The organism is Pseudomonas knackmussii B13 (assembly GCF_000689415.1).
In the GTDB taxonomy this organism is placed as follows: Bacteria; Pseudomonadota; Gammaproteobacteria; order Pseudomonadales; family Pseudomonadaceae; genus Pseudomonas; species Pseudomonas knackmussii.
The window spans coordinates 5,699,564-5,715,496 of sequence record NZ_HG322950.1; the positions used below are offsets into that span (position 1 = coordinate 5,699,564).

Sequence of the window (15,933 nt, forward strand, 5' to 3'; positions counted from 1 at the left end):
CACAGGCCAGGCCCGAGGCGCTGCCTTGGAGTCAGAAACGTGAGCCGGGTTCCGTAAGGAATTGCACTTCTTCGGCGCTGGATTCGCGGCCCAGAATCGCATTGCGATGGGGGAAGCGGCCGAAGCGCGCGATCACCGCGCGGTGCCTTTCGGCATAGTCAAGGAAGTCGGCGAACAGCGGCTTGTCCTGCTCGTCCGCTGTCTCGTGCAGCTCGGCGAAGCATTGCACCGCCTGGTCCTGCAGGGCGAGGTCCTCGGCGTGCTCGAGCACTATGTAGACGAAGACCCGCTCGATCGCCTGCAGCTGGCGGTCCAGCCCGGCGGCAATGCCCTTGCGCACCAGGGCCTGGGCGCGCGAATCGCCGGCGAAAGCGCGCGGCGAGTCGCGGAAGATCATCCGCGGCAGTTGGTCCAGCAGCAAGATCAGCGCCAGCCAACCTTGCGCCGAGCCAGCCCAGTCGGCCAGCCCGCCATCGAGGGCCTGGCGCGTCGGACCGCCGAATCGCAGGTCCGAGGCCACGTCCTCGCAGGCGCTCTTGCCGAACCATAGGCCGTGGCGCTGGGCGGCGACGTCACTGGCGCTCAGGGCGTCGCCGAACCACCAGTCCAGCAACGCCTGCCAGGCGGGTACCGAGGTCATCAGGCCTGGTGGTAGCCGGTGACGCGCTCGACTTCTTCCTTCGAACCGAGGAAGACGGCGACGCGCTGGTGCAGGCTTTCCGGCTTGATGTCGAGGATGCGCTGGGTGCCGTTGGTAGCGGCGCCGCCGGCCTGCTCGATGATGAAGGACATCGGGTTGGCTTCGTACATCAGGCGCAGCTTGCCGGGCTTCTCCGGCTCGCGGGCGTCACGCGGGTACATGAACACGCCGCCGCGGGTCAGGATGCGGTGCACGTCGGCCACCATCGAGGCGATCCAGCGCATGTTGTAGTTCTTGCCCAGCGGGCCTTCCTTGCCGGCCAGCAGCTCGTCGACGTAGCGCTTCACCGGGGCTTCCCAGTGGCGCTGGTTGGACATGTTGATGGCGAACTCGGCGGTGCTGGTCGGCACGCTGATGTTCTCGTGGGTCAGCACGAAGCTGCCCAGCTCGCGGTCCAGGGTGAAGCCCTTCACGCCGTTGCCCAGGGTCAGGATCAGCATGGTCTGCGGGCCGTAGATGGCGTAGCCGGCCGCGACCTGCTTGGTGCCAGGCTGGAGGAAGGCTTCCTCGCTCAGGCTGTCGTTCTGGCTCAGGTGCTCCTGCGGGCAGCGCAGGACCGAGAAGATGGTGCCGACCGAGACGTTGACGTCGATGTTGCTGGAGCCATCCAGCGGATCGAAGACCAGCAGGTAGGCGCCCTTGGGATAGCGGCCGGGGATCTGGTAGGGATGGTCCATTTCCTCGGACGCCATGCCGGCCAGGTTGCCGGCCCACTCGTTGGCTTCGAGGAGGATTTCGTTGGACATCACGTCCAGCTTCTTCTGCACCTCGCCCTGCACGTTCTCGGTGCCCATGCTGCCGAGCACGCCGCCGAGGGCGCCCTTGGACACGGCATGGCTGATTTCCTTGCAGGCGCGCGCCACCACCTCGATGAGGAAGCGCAGGTCGGCCGGGGTGTTGTGACTGCGGGTCTGCTCGATCAGGTAGCGGCTCAGGGTAACGCGGGACATGGACGGCTCCGAGGGAGAAGTAGGAAAAAAACAGCGCGCATTCTAGCGTGGAATCGATCGCGCCGCCTCCTGTGCGGCGCGACCAGCCCCTGCTTGGAGCCCACGGCTGACGCGCGGTTCCCTGCTTCCCGCGGCCGTCAGTCGCGGCCGATGGCGCCGTTCAGGTCGGCCTGGACGATTTCGATCCAGTAGCCGTCCGGATCGGCGATGAAGGCGATGTTCTTCATGCCGCGGTCCAGCGGCTTGACGAAGGACACGCCGAGCGCCTCGAAGCGCGCGCAGGCGGCGTGGATGTCCGGCACCGCGAAGCAGATGTGGCCGAAACCGCGCGGCTCGCCGTTGCCGTTGTGGTACTGGCTGTCGTCGCTTTCCGTGCCCCAGTTGTGCGTCAGCTCGAGCACCGACTGGCGGCCGAAGGTGTAGCGCTGGCGTTCGGACACATCCTCGGGCACCTGCTCGCCGCGGGTGTGGGCGAGGAAGTACAGGGAGAAGCGCGCCTCTTCGAAGTCCAGGCGGCGCAGCAGGCGCATGCCCAGCACACGGCTGTAGAAGTCCAGCGACTTCTGCGGGTCCTTGACGCGCAGCATCGTGTGGTTAAACACGTAGTCCTGGGTGACGGCGTCCGGCTCCGCGCAGATGCCGGGTTGCAGCTCGGTGGTGAAGCTCATGCGGAAGGTCCTCGTGAAGCGGGCGGCCATTCTAGCGACGCGCCCGCCTCACGGGGTAACAGCGGACTACTACCGGGTCAGAAGTCCAGGCTCAGGGCCAGGTTCACGCCCTGCTGCAGGTTGTCGTCGCTACGGTGCGCGCTGTAGCCGCCGCGCAGCGACAGCTCCGGGGTCAGCTTCTGGTCGAAGCCGAGGGTCGCGTGCTGCATGTGGCTCTGCGGGGTGTAGCCCTGCAGGGTGAAGTCGAGCGTCGACAGGCTGGTGAGGTTCATGCCGATGTTCTGGGTATCGTCGGCGTATTCGCGCTCGACTCCCACCTCACCGAACAGCCGGGTTTCGGCCGAAAGGTCGTACTTGCCCTGCAGACCCGCACCCAGGCGCCGCGAGTAGCGGTTCTGCTCGTCGAACGAGATCGCCTCGGCATCGCCACTGCCTTCGGTGTAGCCATCGACCTTCACCCGCGCCCAGTCGGCGCTCACGAAGGGCGACAGGTGCCAGTTCTCGCCGCCCTGGGCGATGTCGTAGCCGAGACGGCCGCTGAAGGCGATCAGGTTGCCGTTGGTGTCGGCCTTCTCCTCGACGGTGCGCTTGTAGATGGCGAACTTGCGGTTGGCGTCCGCGTAGTCGAGATACCCGGCGCTGACTGCTGCGTCGGCCCACCAGCGATCCTGCTGGAACTGCGCGAACAGGCTGCCGAGGTAGCTGTTGAGCTTGTAGTCGGAGTCCTCGGGGCCGGCTTCCAGCTTCTGCCCGTAGATGCCGGCGGCGACGCCGATGCGCCAGGCCTCGTCGAGGCGGTAGCTGCCGCCGAGGTTCAGGTTGTAGCCGAAGCCGTCGCCATTGGCGGCGCTGTCCTGGTCGTCGTAGTCCAGGTGCTGGCCGCCGCCGCTGATGAAGCCGCGCCACTGGCCGACGCGCTGCCACTCGCCCCAGTCGGCCAGCCACTGGCTGGGGCGGGGGGGCTGGAAGGTATTGAGGGTGCCCAGCGCCATCTCCGGCAGCAGGCTCGCCTCCCAGGGCGCGGACAGGATCGAGTAGGCGTAGTCGGCGATGATCGTCTGCCCGGCGATGGTCGGGTGCACGCCGTCGTTGAAGATCAGCTTGGTCGGATCGGGGCTGGCGCCGTGGCGGCCGTAGGTGGCGTTCTCCGGGCAGCTGTTGCCGCTGAAGCAGGTGCCCACCAGGTTCTGCCCGGTGGCCAGGCCATAGGCGCCGGGGTCGGCCAGCACTTCGCCGAGCATTTTCGGGATGTTCAGCGGAATGACGTTGGCGCCGCTGGCGGACAGCTCACTCACCAGCTCTTCGTTGAAGATGCCGCTGAGCTGGGTGCCGAACGACTGCAACGCAGTGCCATTGGTGGCCGGGGTCAGGCCGAGGTCGGGCAGAAGCCAGACCATGATGTAGCGCGCGCCGGCTTGGTTCAGGGCGTTGACGCTGTCCACCAGGCGTCCGGCGGCGGCGCGTGCGGTCGGATCGTTGGTGATCCTCAGCTGGAGGAAGTCGTTGCCGCCGCCGGTGAGGTAATAGAGCGCGTTCGGGTCGGCGCGACGGCCGACCAGGTAGCCGTCGCGGGTACGGGTCTGGCCGTTGGCGCTGACCACCGAGCCGCCCGGCGCGGTGATGGAGTCGTAGATCTGGTCGGTGCGGTAGCCACCCACTGCCCAGTTGTTGCCGTCAGGCAGGCCGTTGGCGGCATTCACCAGCGAGGTCGAGGGGCCACGGTCGGCGGCGGAAACGCCTAGGCGGCCACCGATGATCATGGCCGCGGTGGGGCCGAAGATCTCGCCGCTGCCGTCCAGGTAGGTCGGGCCGACGCGGTTGGTGAAGCGGGTGGAGGCGCCGGCCGGGCCGCCAGCGTCGGGGAACTGCCCCGCATCGCTGAGGCTGTCGCCGAAGATCACCATGGTCGAATACGGGGAGGGGGAAGCCGAGGCTTGGCCGGCGATGCCGAGCAGGCAGGCGGCGGCCAGGGGCGTGAGCACCTGTTTGATCATTCTGCAGACTCCGTGCTTGTTCTTATTGGTAGTGCACAACGCGAATTACAGTATCAGAAGATTCACGCAGAGTAGCGTTCTTGACGCTTTTCCCTACATAAGCTGGCGTGATTTCCCCGATTCCTTCGCTTTTCGACGCAAAAGCCGCTCAGGCGCTCGTCTTGCCCCCACGCAGCAGGCTGTACGCCATGCCCCCGAGCAGCGCCACGCCGGCGAGCAGCACCGCCCACAGGCCGATGCGCTTCCAGTTGCCCTCGCCTACCGCCTGCGCTGCTGCACTGGCGCCCTGCAACGGGCTTGCGAGGCTGGCTTGGCCAATCGGTGCAGGCTTCTGCGCGTCATAGCCGGGGATCAGCACGCTCAGCGGCAAGCTGGCCGAATGTGCGTCCGCCTTGCCCAGCGCAAGGCTGTAGGGCGCACTGCCACGAGCCAGGAACACCAGCTCGCTGGCGCGCATCGCCACGCTCAGGCTCGGCGCCGCAGAGCCCAATCCGGTGCCGCGCTCGTCGGTGACCAGGCGCAACTGGCGCACCGGGCTGCCCGCCAGCGTCAGCTCGTCCTGGCGAACCTGGCGCCCCTCCATCGGCAGGTCGTAGAGCACGCCGCGGGCCAGCGGATACCAGCCCTCCTGCTCGCCCTGCCCCTTGTCGGCGCGCCCTGACAGCGCCACCGGCGCCATCAGGTGCTGCTGCGCCGGATCGAGGCTGAAGCGCACGCGCTCCAGCGGCAGCGCCAAGGGCAGGTCCCAGCGGAAGCTGCCGTCACTCTCGCGGCGCCCGGCAAGCGGCTCCGACCACACCAGCGGCGTCGCGGCGGCCATGTCGGTTCGGCCCTGCAGGCGCGCGCCCTTCAGCTCGACCGCTTCCTGCCCGCTCGCCCAGAGCAGGCGCAGGTAGCGGGCCTTCTGGCCGGGCAGCGGTATGTCGCTGACGTCCATGCGCTCGCCGTTGAAGCTCAGCCGCGCGAGCTGGCCGTCGCCCCAGGGGCGCCAGTGCTGCAGGTCGTCGCTGGCTTCGATGCGGAAGTGCTGGAAGCCCTCGGCGCTGCTGTTCCAGTCCAGCGCCAGGCGTTCGAAGGGGAAGTCAGCGTCGCCTGCATCCAGCAGCCAGCCGCTGCGCCTTTCGCCCGTCGCCGGCGGCGTATCGGGCAGCACTTCCACCACGGTGCCGACGGTGCTGCGCTGGATGCGCAAGCCGGGTTGCTGGCCGGGATCGGCCGCCGCGCCGTAGAGCGGGAACAGTCGCGCCGTAGCGCTGTGCTCGGTGCTGCTGGCCTGTGCGGAAACCACGTTCAGCGCATAGGGCAGCGCCTCGCCTTCCTTGTCGAAGACGCGCAGGTCGCGCAGGTCGGCATGCTTCGCCGCCAGCTGCACCGCCATCGGCACCTGAAGGCGATACCAGGGGCCCTCGCCTTGCAGCGTGAGCGGTGCCTGCTGCGGATAATCGGCGGGGTTTTCCGCGGCGCTGGCGAATCCGGTCGCCAGGCCGAGGAAGCAAACGAGTGTGTGAAGCTTCATGCCGGGGGTAACTCCTGTTCCGCACGGCGCGGCGGCAAGGGGGCGAAGTAGCCGACGACCAGCAGCAGCACGCCGACGCCGATGAAGGAAACGATGCGCTCCAGGCTGCCGCTGTTGCCCAGTTCGATGAAGAACAGCTTGATCACCACCACGCCGATCAGCGCCGCGCCGACCATCCACAGGTCGCGCCGCGCGCGCAGGTGGCCGCCGACCATCAGGCCAAGGGCGATCAGCGTCCAGACGATGGACAGCCCGGCCTGCACCAGCATCGAATCGAGCAGCGCGTCCGCCGCGAAAGGCACGCCGCCCCAATGGTGCGCAGTGCGGCACACAGCCATGGTCAGCAGGGCGAACAGCGAGGCACCGAGCACGGCCTGCACCGGCAGGCGAACGCGCTCCAGCGCCAGCCCGAGTGGCGGCAGGCCCTCGCGGCTCCAGCGGAAGATCGCTGCCAGGACGATCAGCATGCCCAGCTCCAGCGGGTTGAGCAGCGGCAGGTAAGGCAGGGGCTGCGCCGCGCCGTCGCTGAACAGGTTGACCAGCCAGAACCAGCCGAGCAGCACCACGGCGACCGGCGCAGCAGCAATGCTGCGGTATTCGCGGGGGAAGGCCGCCACCGGCCAGGGCAGGCGCGGACGGGTGCCGACCAGAACGAGGTAGGCGCTCGGCACCAGCGCCCAACCCAGCCAGCGCCAGGCGTTGTAGTGCTCGGCGAGGGTCAGGAAGGCGTAGCGCAGTTCGAGCGCCAGCACCGTCAGCAACAGCCAACAGCCGAGCACGTGAGCGGCACGCAACGGCGGCAGCGGCAACAGCGGCTCAAGCTTGCGCAGCGACCACAGGTGCGCGGCGAACAGCGCGCCCCAGCCCAGCCAGCCAAGCGCCGCCAGCGGCTGGGACTGCAGGTGGAAAGCGCTCGCCAGAGCGAACACGCCCAGAGGCGTCAGGGCCAGGCATGCCAGCGCCAGCGCACGCCATTGCTCGCGGCGCGCAATCAGCGTCCACAGCACCACACTCAAGGCAGCGACCAACACCGCCACATGCTCACGCATGGCCGAAGGCACGAAGCGAGTGATCTCGCACAGCGCGGTCAACGCCCACCAACCAGCGCCCCAGGCGAGCAAGAGCTGCGACAGGCGCTCGAGGGTCAATACTCCCAGGTCCATCGGATCATCCGCCTGAGCGGCACGATGCAAGCGCCAGGCGCCGACCAGCGCCGCCAGCGCCAGCACCGCCGGGCACCAGAAGCCGCTGTGGGCGAAAGGCGTCAGGCCCTCGCCAGAGAGACCACCCAGCAACGCCTGACCGCTGAACAGCAGCGCCGCGCCACCCAGCACCTGCAGCACAAGACCGAAGACGAAACTGGCGCGCTGCTGCAGGACCAAACTCAGCCAGAGGATCAGCAAACCGCTGCCGGCCCACACCGCCGCTGCACTGCGCCAGGGCAGGACGAACAGCACCGCCAGGTTGACGAAGGCCAGACCGGCGAGCAGCACGCCGCTGAGGCCGAGCATCAGCCTGCGGTCGTCGCGCACCAGCGGGTCGCGCGCAGCCAGCAGCATGCCAACGATCAGCGCGAGGCCGATCAGGCTGGCGCCGAACAGGCCGGTCCAGCCGCTGCCCAGCACGCCGCTGCCGGCGTCCGCCGCACGCAGGTTGGCAAGGAAGAGCGCACCGCCGAGCAATTGCACGGCGAAGGCGCAGAACAGGAAGGTCCGCGAACGCAGGCGCAGGCCGGCGAGCAGCGTGGCCAGGCCGGCCAATGCCCAGCACATCGCAGTACCCGGCACGGCGAAGCACAGGGGCGCAATCAGGTAGACGAACGCCAGGCCGAACACCGCCAGTACCGGCTGGCAGCGCGACTCCCAGTCGAACAGGCCGACAGCGCCCTGGCGACGCAGTTGCCAGTAGCTGAACAGCAGCGCCGCACCGAGCATCAGCGCGCCCAGCGGCGCGCCGTCGAGCAGGTTATCCACACCCGCACGCAACGAGCCGAGGAAGGCGATGGCCGCACCAGCCTGCAGCAACAGCGCGAATGCGCGCGCCAGCCAGCGACCCTGGCGCAGGCCGAGCCAGTAGATGCCGGCGCCTTCGACAGCCCAGGCCGCCGAGGTCCAGCGCGCGTCCAGGCCCAGGGGAATGGCCAGGGTGCCGAAGATCACTCCCAGCGCCAGGCAGGCTTCCACCAACAGCAAGGCGCGACCGGCGCCGCGACCGGACAGCGAGCGCGCCAGCAGCATGTAGAACAGGCCGAGGATCAGCGCGCTGAACGCCGGGCCGAACTCCAGGTGGCGGATCACCGCGTACTGCAGGCCGAAGCCAATTAGCGGTGCGCCGAAGAAAACAGTGCCGTCGACATAGTCGGTCTGCCGCATCGACCAGCGCAGCGTCTCGCCGCGATCCGCGTCATCGGCAAGCCCCGCGGCCTCGCGCAGGCGGCGACGGGCGAAAAGCAGGCCGATGCCCACGTACATCAGGAAGAACAGCAGCAGGAACGGCTCGGTGCTGGCGAACAGCTCCGGCGTATAGGAGCGCAACCCCCAGGCGAAGCCGATGCCGAAGGTGCCGAAGAAGCCGATCAGGTTGAGCAGGCGCCAGGCACGGAACCAGGCGATGGCGAAGATGCCGCCGTTGAGCAGCGCGAAGTAGCTGAACAGCGCGACATGGTTGCCGGCGCCGGTGGAGGTGAGGATGGGCGCGGCGAAGCCGCCGAGCGCCGCAGCAGCGGCAAGTCCAAGGGCATCCTGCAGCACGGCGAGCATCGCCGAGAATACAGTAACCGCCACCAGCAGGCCGAGCGCCTGGCCCGGGCTCAGCAGCGGATGCAGGCGCATCGCGGCGAACACCGTCAGATAGAGCACCGCGATACCGGTGCCCTGCAGCAGCAAGGCGTAGGTCGCGCGCTTGTGTCGCAACCACCAGCCCAGCCCGAGCAAAGCGATGGCGGCAGCAGCCACACCCATGTAGCGCAGTTCGACCGGAACGACGACGCGCTCGGAGGCGTAGCGCAGGAGGAAAGCCAAGCCGAGGAACAGCAGCAGCACGCCAATGCGCAGCACGGTGTTGCCGCCGAACAGCCAATCGCGCGCCGCACCCAGGGCGCGGTCGAACCAGGACGGACCGGCAGGCGCGGCGGGCTCGGAGGTCCAGGCGGAGGCGCTGTCGACCTCTGGCTCGGCCTTGGCGACCGCTTGCTCGGCGGGTTCTGGCCGCTCCACCGGCTGCAGCGACCACTCCGGCTCCGGCGCGCTCGGCGCGGGCGCCGGGGCAGCGGGCAGCTCGATGTCCCAATCCAGTTCGGTTTCGACCGGGGTTGCCGGCTCGGCGACCGCTTCGACCGTGGGTGGCGCAGCCTCTTCCGACGCGGGCGCGACCGGTGCAACGCCGCCTTGCTCCAGCTTCAGTAGGCGCTGGTAGAGCGCCTCGGTGCCGGTTTCGAAGCGCGCGGCGAACTGCTCCAGCTGCTGGCGCAGCCTGTTGTTCTGCCGCTGCAGGCCGTGCAGCGCCAGGGCCTGGCCGAGCAGCAGGCCGAGTCCGGCGCCGAACAGGGCTCCTTCGATCGACTCGTCCCAGCCGATACCCAGGACCAGGCCGACCAGCATGAGGATCCATTGCATGGGATACATCCTTGAACAGGGAGGGCGCGCCCCATCCAGCGGACGCGTGATTGCAGAGTATATCGGCCCCGGCCAACAGCGCTTTTGCCTACGCCACACTGCGAAGAATCAGACGCCTCAGCCCCGCCCGCCGCCACACGGACGAAAAAAAGCCCCCCCCGGTCTTAGACCTTGCTGCGCTCGTAGCGCTTGCGGTCGTTCTCGTTAAGCATTTTCTTGCGCAGACGGATGGACTTCGGCGTCACTTCCACCAGCTCGTCTTCGTCGATGAACTCCAGCGCCTGTTCCAGGGTGTACTTCAGCGCCGGGGTCAGCTGGATGGTCTCGTCCTTGCCGGAAGCGCGCATGTTGTCGAGCTTCTTGGCCTTGGTGGGGTTGATCACCAGGTCGTTGTCGCGGCTGTGGATACCGGCCAGTTGGCCTTCGTAGACTTCGTCGCCCGGGCTCAGGAACAGCTTGCCGCGATCCTGCAGGGTTTCCAGGGAGTAGGTCAGCGCGGTGCCGGTGGCCATGGAGACCAGCACGCCGTTCTGGCGGTGGGCGACGTCGCCGGCCTTCACCGGACCGTAGTGGTCGAAGGTGGAGGTCAGGATGCCGGTGCCCGAGGTCATGGTCAGGAAGGCGTTACGGAAGCCGATCAGGCCGCGGGCCGGAATCACGTATTCCAGGCGGATGCGGCCCTTGCCGTCGGGGATCATGTTGGTCATGTCGCCCTTACGCAGACCCATCTGCTCCATCACGGGGCCCTGGTGCTGCTCCTCGATGTCGATGGTGACGTTCTCGTACGGCTCCTGCTTTTCGCCGTCCTTCTCGATGATCACCACTTCCGGGCGGCCCACGGCCAGCTCGAAGCCTTCACGGCGCATGGTTTCGATCAGAACCGACAGGTGCAGCTCGCCACGGCCGGAAACCTTGAATTTCTCCGGGCTGTCGCCTTGCTCGACGCGCAGGGCCACGTTGTGCAGCAGTTCCTTGTCCAGACGCTCCTTGATGTTGCGGCTGGTGACGAACTTGCCTTCGCGGCCGGCGAACGGCGAGTCGTTGACCTGGAAGGTCATGCTCACGGTCGGCTGGTCGACGGTCAGCGGCGGACGGGCTTCGACGTGCTGCGGGTCGCACAGGGTGTCGGAGATGAACAGCTCGTCCATGCCCGATACGCAGACGATGTCGCCAGCTTCGGCTTCGGCGACTTCGACGCGCTGCAGACCGGAGTGACCCATGATCTTCAGGATGCGGCCGTTACGCTTGGTGCCGTCGTCGCTGATGGCCACGACCGGGGTGTTGGTCTTGACCTTGCCGCGAGCGATACGGCCGATGCCGATCACGCCGAGGAAGCTGTTGTAGTCCAGCTGCGAGATCTGCATCTGGAACGGACCGTCGACGTCGACGTCCGGGACCGGAACGTGGTCGATGATCGCCTGGAACAAGGCGTCCATGTTGTCGTCCATCTTCTCGTGGTCCATGCCGGCGATGCCGTTCAGGGCACTGGCGTAGACGATCGGGAAGTCGAGCTGCTCGTCGGTGGCGCCGAGGTTGTCGAACAGGTCGAAGATCTGGTCGATGACCCAGTCAGGACGCGCGCCCGGACGGTCGATCTTGTTCACTACCACGATCGGACGCAGGCCGGCCTTGAAAGCCTTCTGGGTCACGAAACGGGTCTGCGGCATCGGGCCGTCCTGGGCGTCGACCACCAGCAGCACGGAGTCGACCATCGACATCACGCGCTCTACCTCACCGCCGAAGTCGGCGTGGCCGGGGGTGTCGACGATGTTGATGTTGTAGCCGTTCCACTTGATCGCGGTGTTCTTCGCCAGGATGGTGATGCCGCGCTCTTTTTCCTGGTCGTTGGAGTCCATCACGCGCTCGTTTTCCGCTTCTTTGCGGTCGAGGGTGCCGGACAGCTTCAGCAGCTTGTCCACCAGGGTGGTCTTGCCATGGTCGACGTGGGCGATGATGGCGATATTGCGGAGTTTTTCGATCACGGTGTCAGTCTCGATAGTGAGTCTTCGGCTGCCTCTGCGGCAGCGGGTGCCGGGCCTGGGCGCGGCGATGCAAAACGTCGGAGCGTAAGGCTACGCGCCGATTGTGTCGGGTGGACGATGGCGGATGCTGCCGCCGAACAGTCCGGGCTGACGGCGTTCGCCGATGCCCTTATTGCGGGCGGTAAACGCGCACATTGGTGTGCCCTTCGTTGACCAGGTGGTGAGCATGCAGGCGGCTCATCACGCCCTTGTCGCAATACAGGAGGTACTGGCGGTTCGGGTCCAGTTCCTTGAATTTGCTGTTGATCGCGTAGAACGGCATGGGCAGCACTTCGATGCCTTCCAGCTCCAGCGGTTCATCTTCCTGCGCATCCGGATGACGGATGTCCACGACGATCTGGCCGGGCAGCACTTCGCCGACCATTTCTACCGGCAGGTCCTTGCCCAGCTCGTCGATCACCCGGTCCACGGTCATCTGCGTGGCGCGTTCCAGGGCGCGGTCGAGCACGGCCATGTCGAACTTGGTCTCTTCGTGCTCGACGCGGTAGGGCTTGGCCTGGGTGGTCGGGTTCACCGAGATCACGCCGCAGTACTCGGGCATGTGCTTGGCGAACTCGGCGGTGCCGATCTGCGTGGCGGTATCGATGATGTCCTGCTTGTGGCTGGCGATCAGCGGGCGCAGGACCAGGGTGTCGGTCACCCGGTCGATCACCGAGAGGTTCGGCAGGGTCTGGCTGGAGACCTGGGAAATCGCCTCGCCGGTGACCAGCGCGTTCAGCTCCAGGCGCTCGGCCACACGGCTGGCAGCGCGCAGCATCATGCGCTTCAGGGTCACGCCCATGTAGCTGTCGTCGACCTTGGTGAGAATCTCGCCGACCACTTCCTCGAAGGGCACGCTGACGAAGAGCACGCGCTGCGAACGGCCGTACTTCTCCCACAGGTAGTGGGCGACTTCCATCACGCCCAGCTCGTGGGCGCGGCCGCCGAGGTTGAAGAACACGAAGTGGCTGATCAGCCCGCGGCGCATCATCTGGTAGGCGGCGACGGTGGAGTCGAAGCCACCCGACATCAGCACCAGCACCTGCTCCAGGGCGCCGAGCGGATAACCGCCGATGCCATTGTGCTGGGCGTGGATGACGTACAGGCGGTCGTGGCGGATTTCCACGCGCACTTCCACTTCCGGGTTCTTCAGCGATACGCCGGCCGCACCGCAGTGCTGGCGCAGGCCGCCGCCGACATAACGCTCGACGTCGATGGAAGTGAAGCTGTGATGGCCGGCGCGCTTGCAGCGCATCGAGAAGATCTTGCCCTGCAGCTTGTCGCCGAAGTGCGCCTTGCACTTCTCGAGGATGTCGTCGAAGTCGCCCAGCGGGTATTCGTGCACTTCCAGGAAGTGGCCGATGCCCGGCACGCAAGTCAGGCGCTCGATCATCTCGCGCAGGACTTTGGGCTCGGTGACCTTGGTCTCGACGTCCAGGTTGTCCCATTCGCCCTCGACCCGCAGCTCCGGATCCAGGTCGCGCAGCACGGTGCGAATGTTCTTGGCCAGCTGGCGGATAAAGCGCTTGCGCACCGGCCGGCTCTTGATGGTGATTTCCTGGAAGACCTTGACGATGAGTTTCATGCGTGAAAAGGCGCAAGCCCGAAGGGACGAAAAAAAGGGGCGGAATTATACTCGAAATTGCTCAAGACTTGAGCAAATTCCCGCAGATTCTTTTTGGTGCACCAAAATCGATCTTGCGCACCATGGCAGAGCACCATACTGGTGCAACATTCGCGCAATAATCTCCGCCCCGCCCGCGAAAACCCTCGCCAGACGGGCCTCTACCCAAAAACGAGCACTGGCACGCAACTTGCTCCCTTGTGAGGCAGGTTGCCCTGACGGAGTATTCCGGCCGGCATCACCCGACACTGGGGCACAGAAGTTCCCAGCTCTAATCCCTCCTGGAGGACAGCATGTCGTACAAGTCGCACCAACTGATCAAAGACCATGACGTGAAGTGGGTAGACCTGCGCTTCACCGATACCAAAGGCAAGCAGCAACACGTCACCATGCCGGCCCGCGACGCGCTGGACGATGACTTCTTCGAAGTCGGCAAGATGTTCGACGGTTCCTCCATCGCCGGCTGGAAAGGCATCGAAGCCTCCGACATGATCCTGCTGCCGGACGACACCACCGCCGTCCTGGACCCGTTCACCGAAGAGCCGACCCTGATCCTGGTCTGCGACATCATCGAGCCGAGCACCATGCAAGGCTACGAGCGCGACCCGCGCAACATCGCCAAGCGCGCCGAGGAATACCTGAAGTCCACCGGTATCGGTGACACCGTATTCGTCGGCCCGGAGCCGGAGTTCTTCATCTTCGACGAAGTGAAGTTCAAGTCCGACATCTCCGGCTCGATGTTCAAGATCTTCTCCGAGCAGGCTTCCTGGAACACCGACGCCGACATCGAAACCGGCAACAAAGGCCACCGTCCGGGCGTCAAAGGCGGCTACTTCCCGGTACCGCCGGTCGACCACGACCACGAAATCCGTACCGCCATGTGCAACGCCCTGGAAGAAATGGGCCTGGTGGTCGAAGTTCACCACCACGAAGTTGCCACCGCCGGCCAGAACGAAATCGGCGTGAAGTTCAACACCCTGGTCGCCAAGGCTGACGAAGTTCAGACCCTGAAGTACTGCGTGCACAACGTTGCCGACGCGTACGGCAAGACCGTGACCTTCATGCCGAAGCCGCTGTACGGCGACAACGGCTCGGGCATGCACGTACACATGTCCATCTCCAAAGATGGCAAGAACACCTTCGCTGGCGAAGGCTATGCCGGCCTGTCCGATACCGCCCTGTACTTCATCGGCGGCATCATCAAGCACGGCAAGGCCCTGAACGGCTTCACCAACCCGTCGACCAACTCCTACAAGCGTCTGGTCCCGGGCTTCGAAGCTCCGGTAATGCTGGCCTACTCCGCCCGCAACCGTTCCGCCTCGATCCGTATCCCGTACGTTTCCAGCCCGAAAGCCCGCCGTATCGAAGCGCGCTTCCCGGACCCGGCTGCCAACCCCTACCTGGCCTTCGCTGCCCTGCTGATGGCCGGCCTGGACGGTATCCAGAACAAGATTCACCCCGGCGATGCCGCCGACAAGAACCTGTACGACCTGCCGCCGGAAGAGGCGAAAGAGATCCCGCAGGTTTGCGGCAGCCTGAAAGAGGCGCTGGAAGAACTCGACAAGGGCCGCGCGTTCCTAACCAAGGGCGGCGTGTTCACCGACGAGTTCATCGATGCCTACATCGAGCTGAAGTCGGAAGAAGAGATCAAGGTGCGCACCTTCGTGCACCCGCTGGAATACGACCTGTACTACAGCGTGTAATCCGCGAAGACCAATAATCAGCTGCACCATTAAGGCCTCCCTCGGGAGGCCTTTTTTATGCCTGCGCTTCCTGTTCCGTCAGAGCGGTTCGACCAGGTCTTCGATGCGCGCCAGCGGCTTCACCTGGGCGCCGCCTTCGGCCGAAATCTGCCCATGTACCCGGCAGCCCTCGATGATCCGAAGGCTGCTCGCACTGATCCGGGTCGGCACCTGCGGCGCGCCTATCACGCATTCGCGCGCCAGGCTCAGGTTGCGCCCGACCATCAAAGGTCCGGCCACCCGCGAGCGCCGGCCGACCCGTACAGAGCCGCGGGCGATGATGGCGCCGGCGACTTCCGCGCCCTCGTCCATCCACACGCCGCCTTCCACCTGCACCGAACCGCGCACCGTGGAATAGCGCCCCAGATAGAGGTCGCCATGTACCTGCAGGTCGCCGTTCACGCAATCGCCGGCGGCCACGCGATACTCGCCCTCCTCCACGTGACGCCCGGCGGAACTCACCGCGGCCACGCCCAGCGGCGCCCGCGAGCAATCGCCGAAGCGGATCTCGTTGGCGCTCAGGCTCCAGAAGCGCAGCGGCGGGCGCACCCGCAGCAGCCCGCTGATTTCCACGGCGCCATGCACCTGGCGATCGGCCGGGTGCAGCCCCAGCGGCAGGGAGAGCAGATTATCCGGCGGCATTGCGCGCTGCGGCTCGGACGCCGCCGTCACCTCAGGCAGCGGCCTCACCGGCATCTCGTGCAGGGCCGGCGGCTCAGGCAGCGCCAGCGCCGGACGCGGCAGCAACCTGGGCAAGGCCATCAGCAGCAGGCAGACGGCCAGAACTAAAAGCGCGGTCATGGGGCGCTCCTCCCTCTTCAAAGCAAGCCTGCCCCGGCTTTCTCGCGTGCGGCCCGGCAGGGGCGGCGACAATCCGGGGCGGCGGATTCATTCATTGCCGGAGGCGCGTCCTTTGACCGCATCCGAGTGGGGGTAGGCCTATTCGATACCACCAGGGCCGTATCCCCATTGACATCTGTCAGACATTTCTCCGATCCGCTGCCTCTGACCCTTCATCGGCTGCGGACACTGTTAACCCTTGCGCAAAGACGCCAAGCCGAGCGCGTTTCACTTGCCTCCCGACGTGCGCGATGCAAGGCTTAG

Annotated in this window: 10 protein-coding genes; 1 reads left to right on the plus strand and 9 read right to left on the minus strand. The window is 66.3% G+C overall.

The genetic code is table 11. The features are described 5' to 3' along the window. Positions 1–31: 31 nt before the first annotated feature. The 8 genes from PKB_RS26625 to thiI form a co-directional block, all read right to left on the minus strand. Positions 32–640, minus strand: coding sequence for a DUF924 family protein (locus tag PKB_RS26625; protein ID WP_043256039.1), 609 nt, complete (start codon positions 638–640; stop codon positions 32–34). Further along, on the minus strand, positions 640–1,650 hold the full coding sequence (locus PKB_RS26630) for a class 1 fructose-bisphosphatase (protein WP_043256041.1): 1,011 nt from the start codon (positions 1,648–1,650) through the stop codon (positions 640–642). Before PKB_RS26630 ends, PKB_RS26625 begins: the two co-directional genes overlap by 1 nt. A 137-nt stretch (positions 1,651–1,787) precedes the next feature. Further along, positions 1,788–2,318 (minus strand): lactoylglutathione lyase, encoded by a 531-nt coding sequence (gene gloA, locus PKB_RS26635; protein ID WP_043256042.1) that lies wholly within the window; start codon positions 2,316–2,318, stop codon positions 1,788–1,790. Positions 2,319–2,395: 77 nt separating this feature from the next. Then, positions 2,396–4,312, minus strand: coding sequence for an esterase EstP (estP, locus tag PKB_RS26640; RefSeq protein ID WP_043256044.1), 1,917 nt, complete (start codon positions 4,310–4,312; stop codon positions 2,396–2,398). Positions 4,313–4,460: 148 nt separating this feature from the next. Further along, a complete protein-coding gene (locus PKB_RS26645) occupies positions 4,461–5,828 on the minus strand; it encodes a DUF3999 domain-containing protein (protein WP_043256045.1) in 1,368 nt (455 codons plus the stop codon). After that, complete coding sequence (locus PKB_RS26650) at positions 5,825–9,442, minus strand: DUF2339 domain-containing protein (RefSeq protein WP_043256047.1); 3,618 nt, start codon at positions 9,440–9,442, stop codon at positions 5,825–5,827. The genes PKB_RS26645 and PKB_RS26650 overlap by 4 nt, the downstream gene beginning before the upstream one ends. A gap of 164 nt (positions 9,443–9,606) precedes the next feature. Next, a complete protein-coding gene (gene typA / locus PKB_RS26655) occupies positions 9,607–11,424 on the minus strand; it encodes a translational GTPase TypA (protein ID WP_043256048.1) in 1,818 nt (605 codons plus the stop codon). A gap of 169 nt (positions 11,425–11,593) precedes the next feature. Further along, positions 11,594–13,048 carry a tRNA uracil 4-sulfurtransferase ThiI gene (gene thiI / locus PKB_RS26660; protein WP_043256050.1) on the minus strand — a complete coding sequence of 485 codons (1,455 nt, stop codon included), beginning with the start codon at positions 13,046–13,048 and terminating at the stop codon, positions 11,594–11,596. A 332-nt stretch (positions 13,049–13,380) separates the two neighbouring features. Between thiI and glnA the strand changes: the two genes are divergently transcribed. Continuing rightward, a complete protein-coding gene (gene glnA / locus PKB_RS26665) occupies positions 13,381–14,790 on the plus strand; it encodes a glutamate--ammonia ligase (protein ID WP_043256051.1) in 1,410 nt (469 codons plus the stop codon). A 78-nt stretch (positions 14,791–14,868) separates the two neighbouring features. Here glnA and PKB_RS26670 read toward each other — a convergent pair whose 3' ends face one another. Further along, positions 14,869–15,630, minus strand: coding sequence for a bactofilin family protein (locus PKB_RS26670; protein ID WP_043256053.1), 762 nt, complete (start codon positions 15,628–15,630; stop codon positions 14,869–14,871). Positions 15,631–15,933 lie beyond the last annotated feature (303 nt).

Bases quoted from the DNA above. Each gene is read 5' to 3' on its own strand.
- PKB_RS26625 (WP_043256039.1), bottom strand. From the start codon at position 640: ATGACCTCGGTACCCGCCTGGCAGGCGTTGCTGGACTGGTGGTTCGGC.
- PKB_RS26630 (WP_043256041.1), bottom strand. From the start codon at position 1,650: ATGTCCCGCGTTACCCTGAGCCGCTACCTGATCGAGCAGACCCGCAGT.
- gloA (WP_043256042.1), bottom strand. From the start codon at position 2,318: ATGAGCTTCACCACCGAGCTGCAACCCGGCATCTGCGCGGAGCCGGAC.
- estP (WP_043256044.1), bottom strand. From the start codon at position 4,312: ATGATCAAACAGGTGCTCACGCCCCTGGCCGCCGCCTGCCTGCTCGGC.
- PKB_RS26645 (WP_043256045.1), bottom strand. From the start codon at position 5,828: ATGAAGCTTCACACACTCGTTTGCTTCCTCGGCCTGGCGACCGGATTC.
- PKB_RS26650 (WP_043256047.1), bottom strand. From the start codon at position 9,442: ATGCAATGGATCCTCATGCTGGTCGGCCTGGTCCTGGGTATCGGCTGG.
- thiI (WP_043256050.1), bottom strand. From the start codon at position 13,048: ATGAAACTCATCGTCAAGGTCTTCCAGGAAATCACCATCAAGAGCCGG.
- glnA (WP_043256051.1), top strand. From the start codon at position 13,381: ATGTCGTACAAGTCGCACCAACTGATCAAAGACCATGACGTGAAGTGG.
- PKB_RS26670 (WP_043256053.1), bottom strand. From the start codon at position 15,630: ATGACCGCGCTTTTAGTTCTGGCCGTCTGCCTGCTGCTGATGGCCTTG.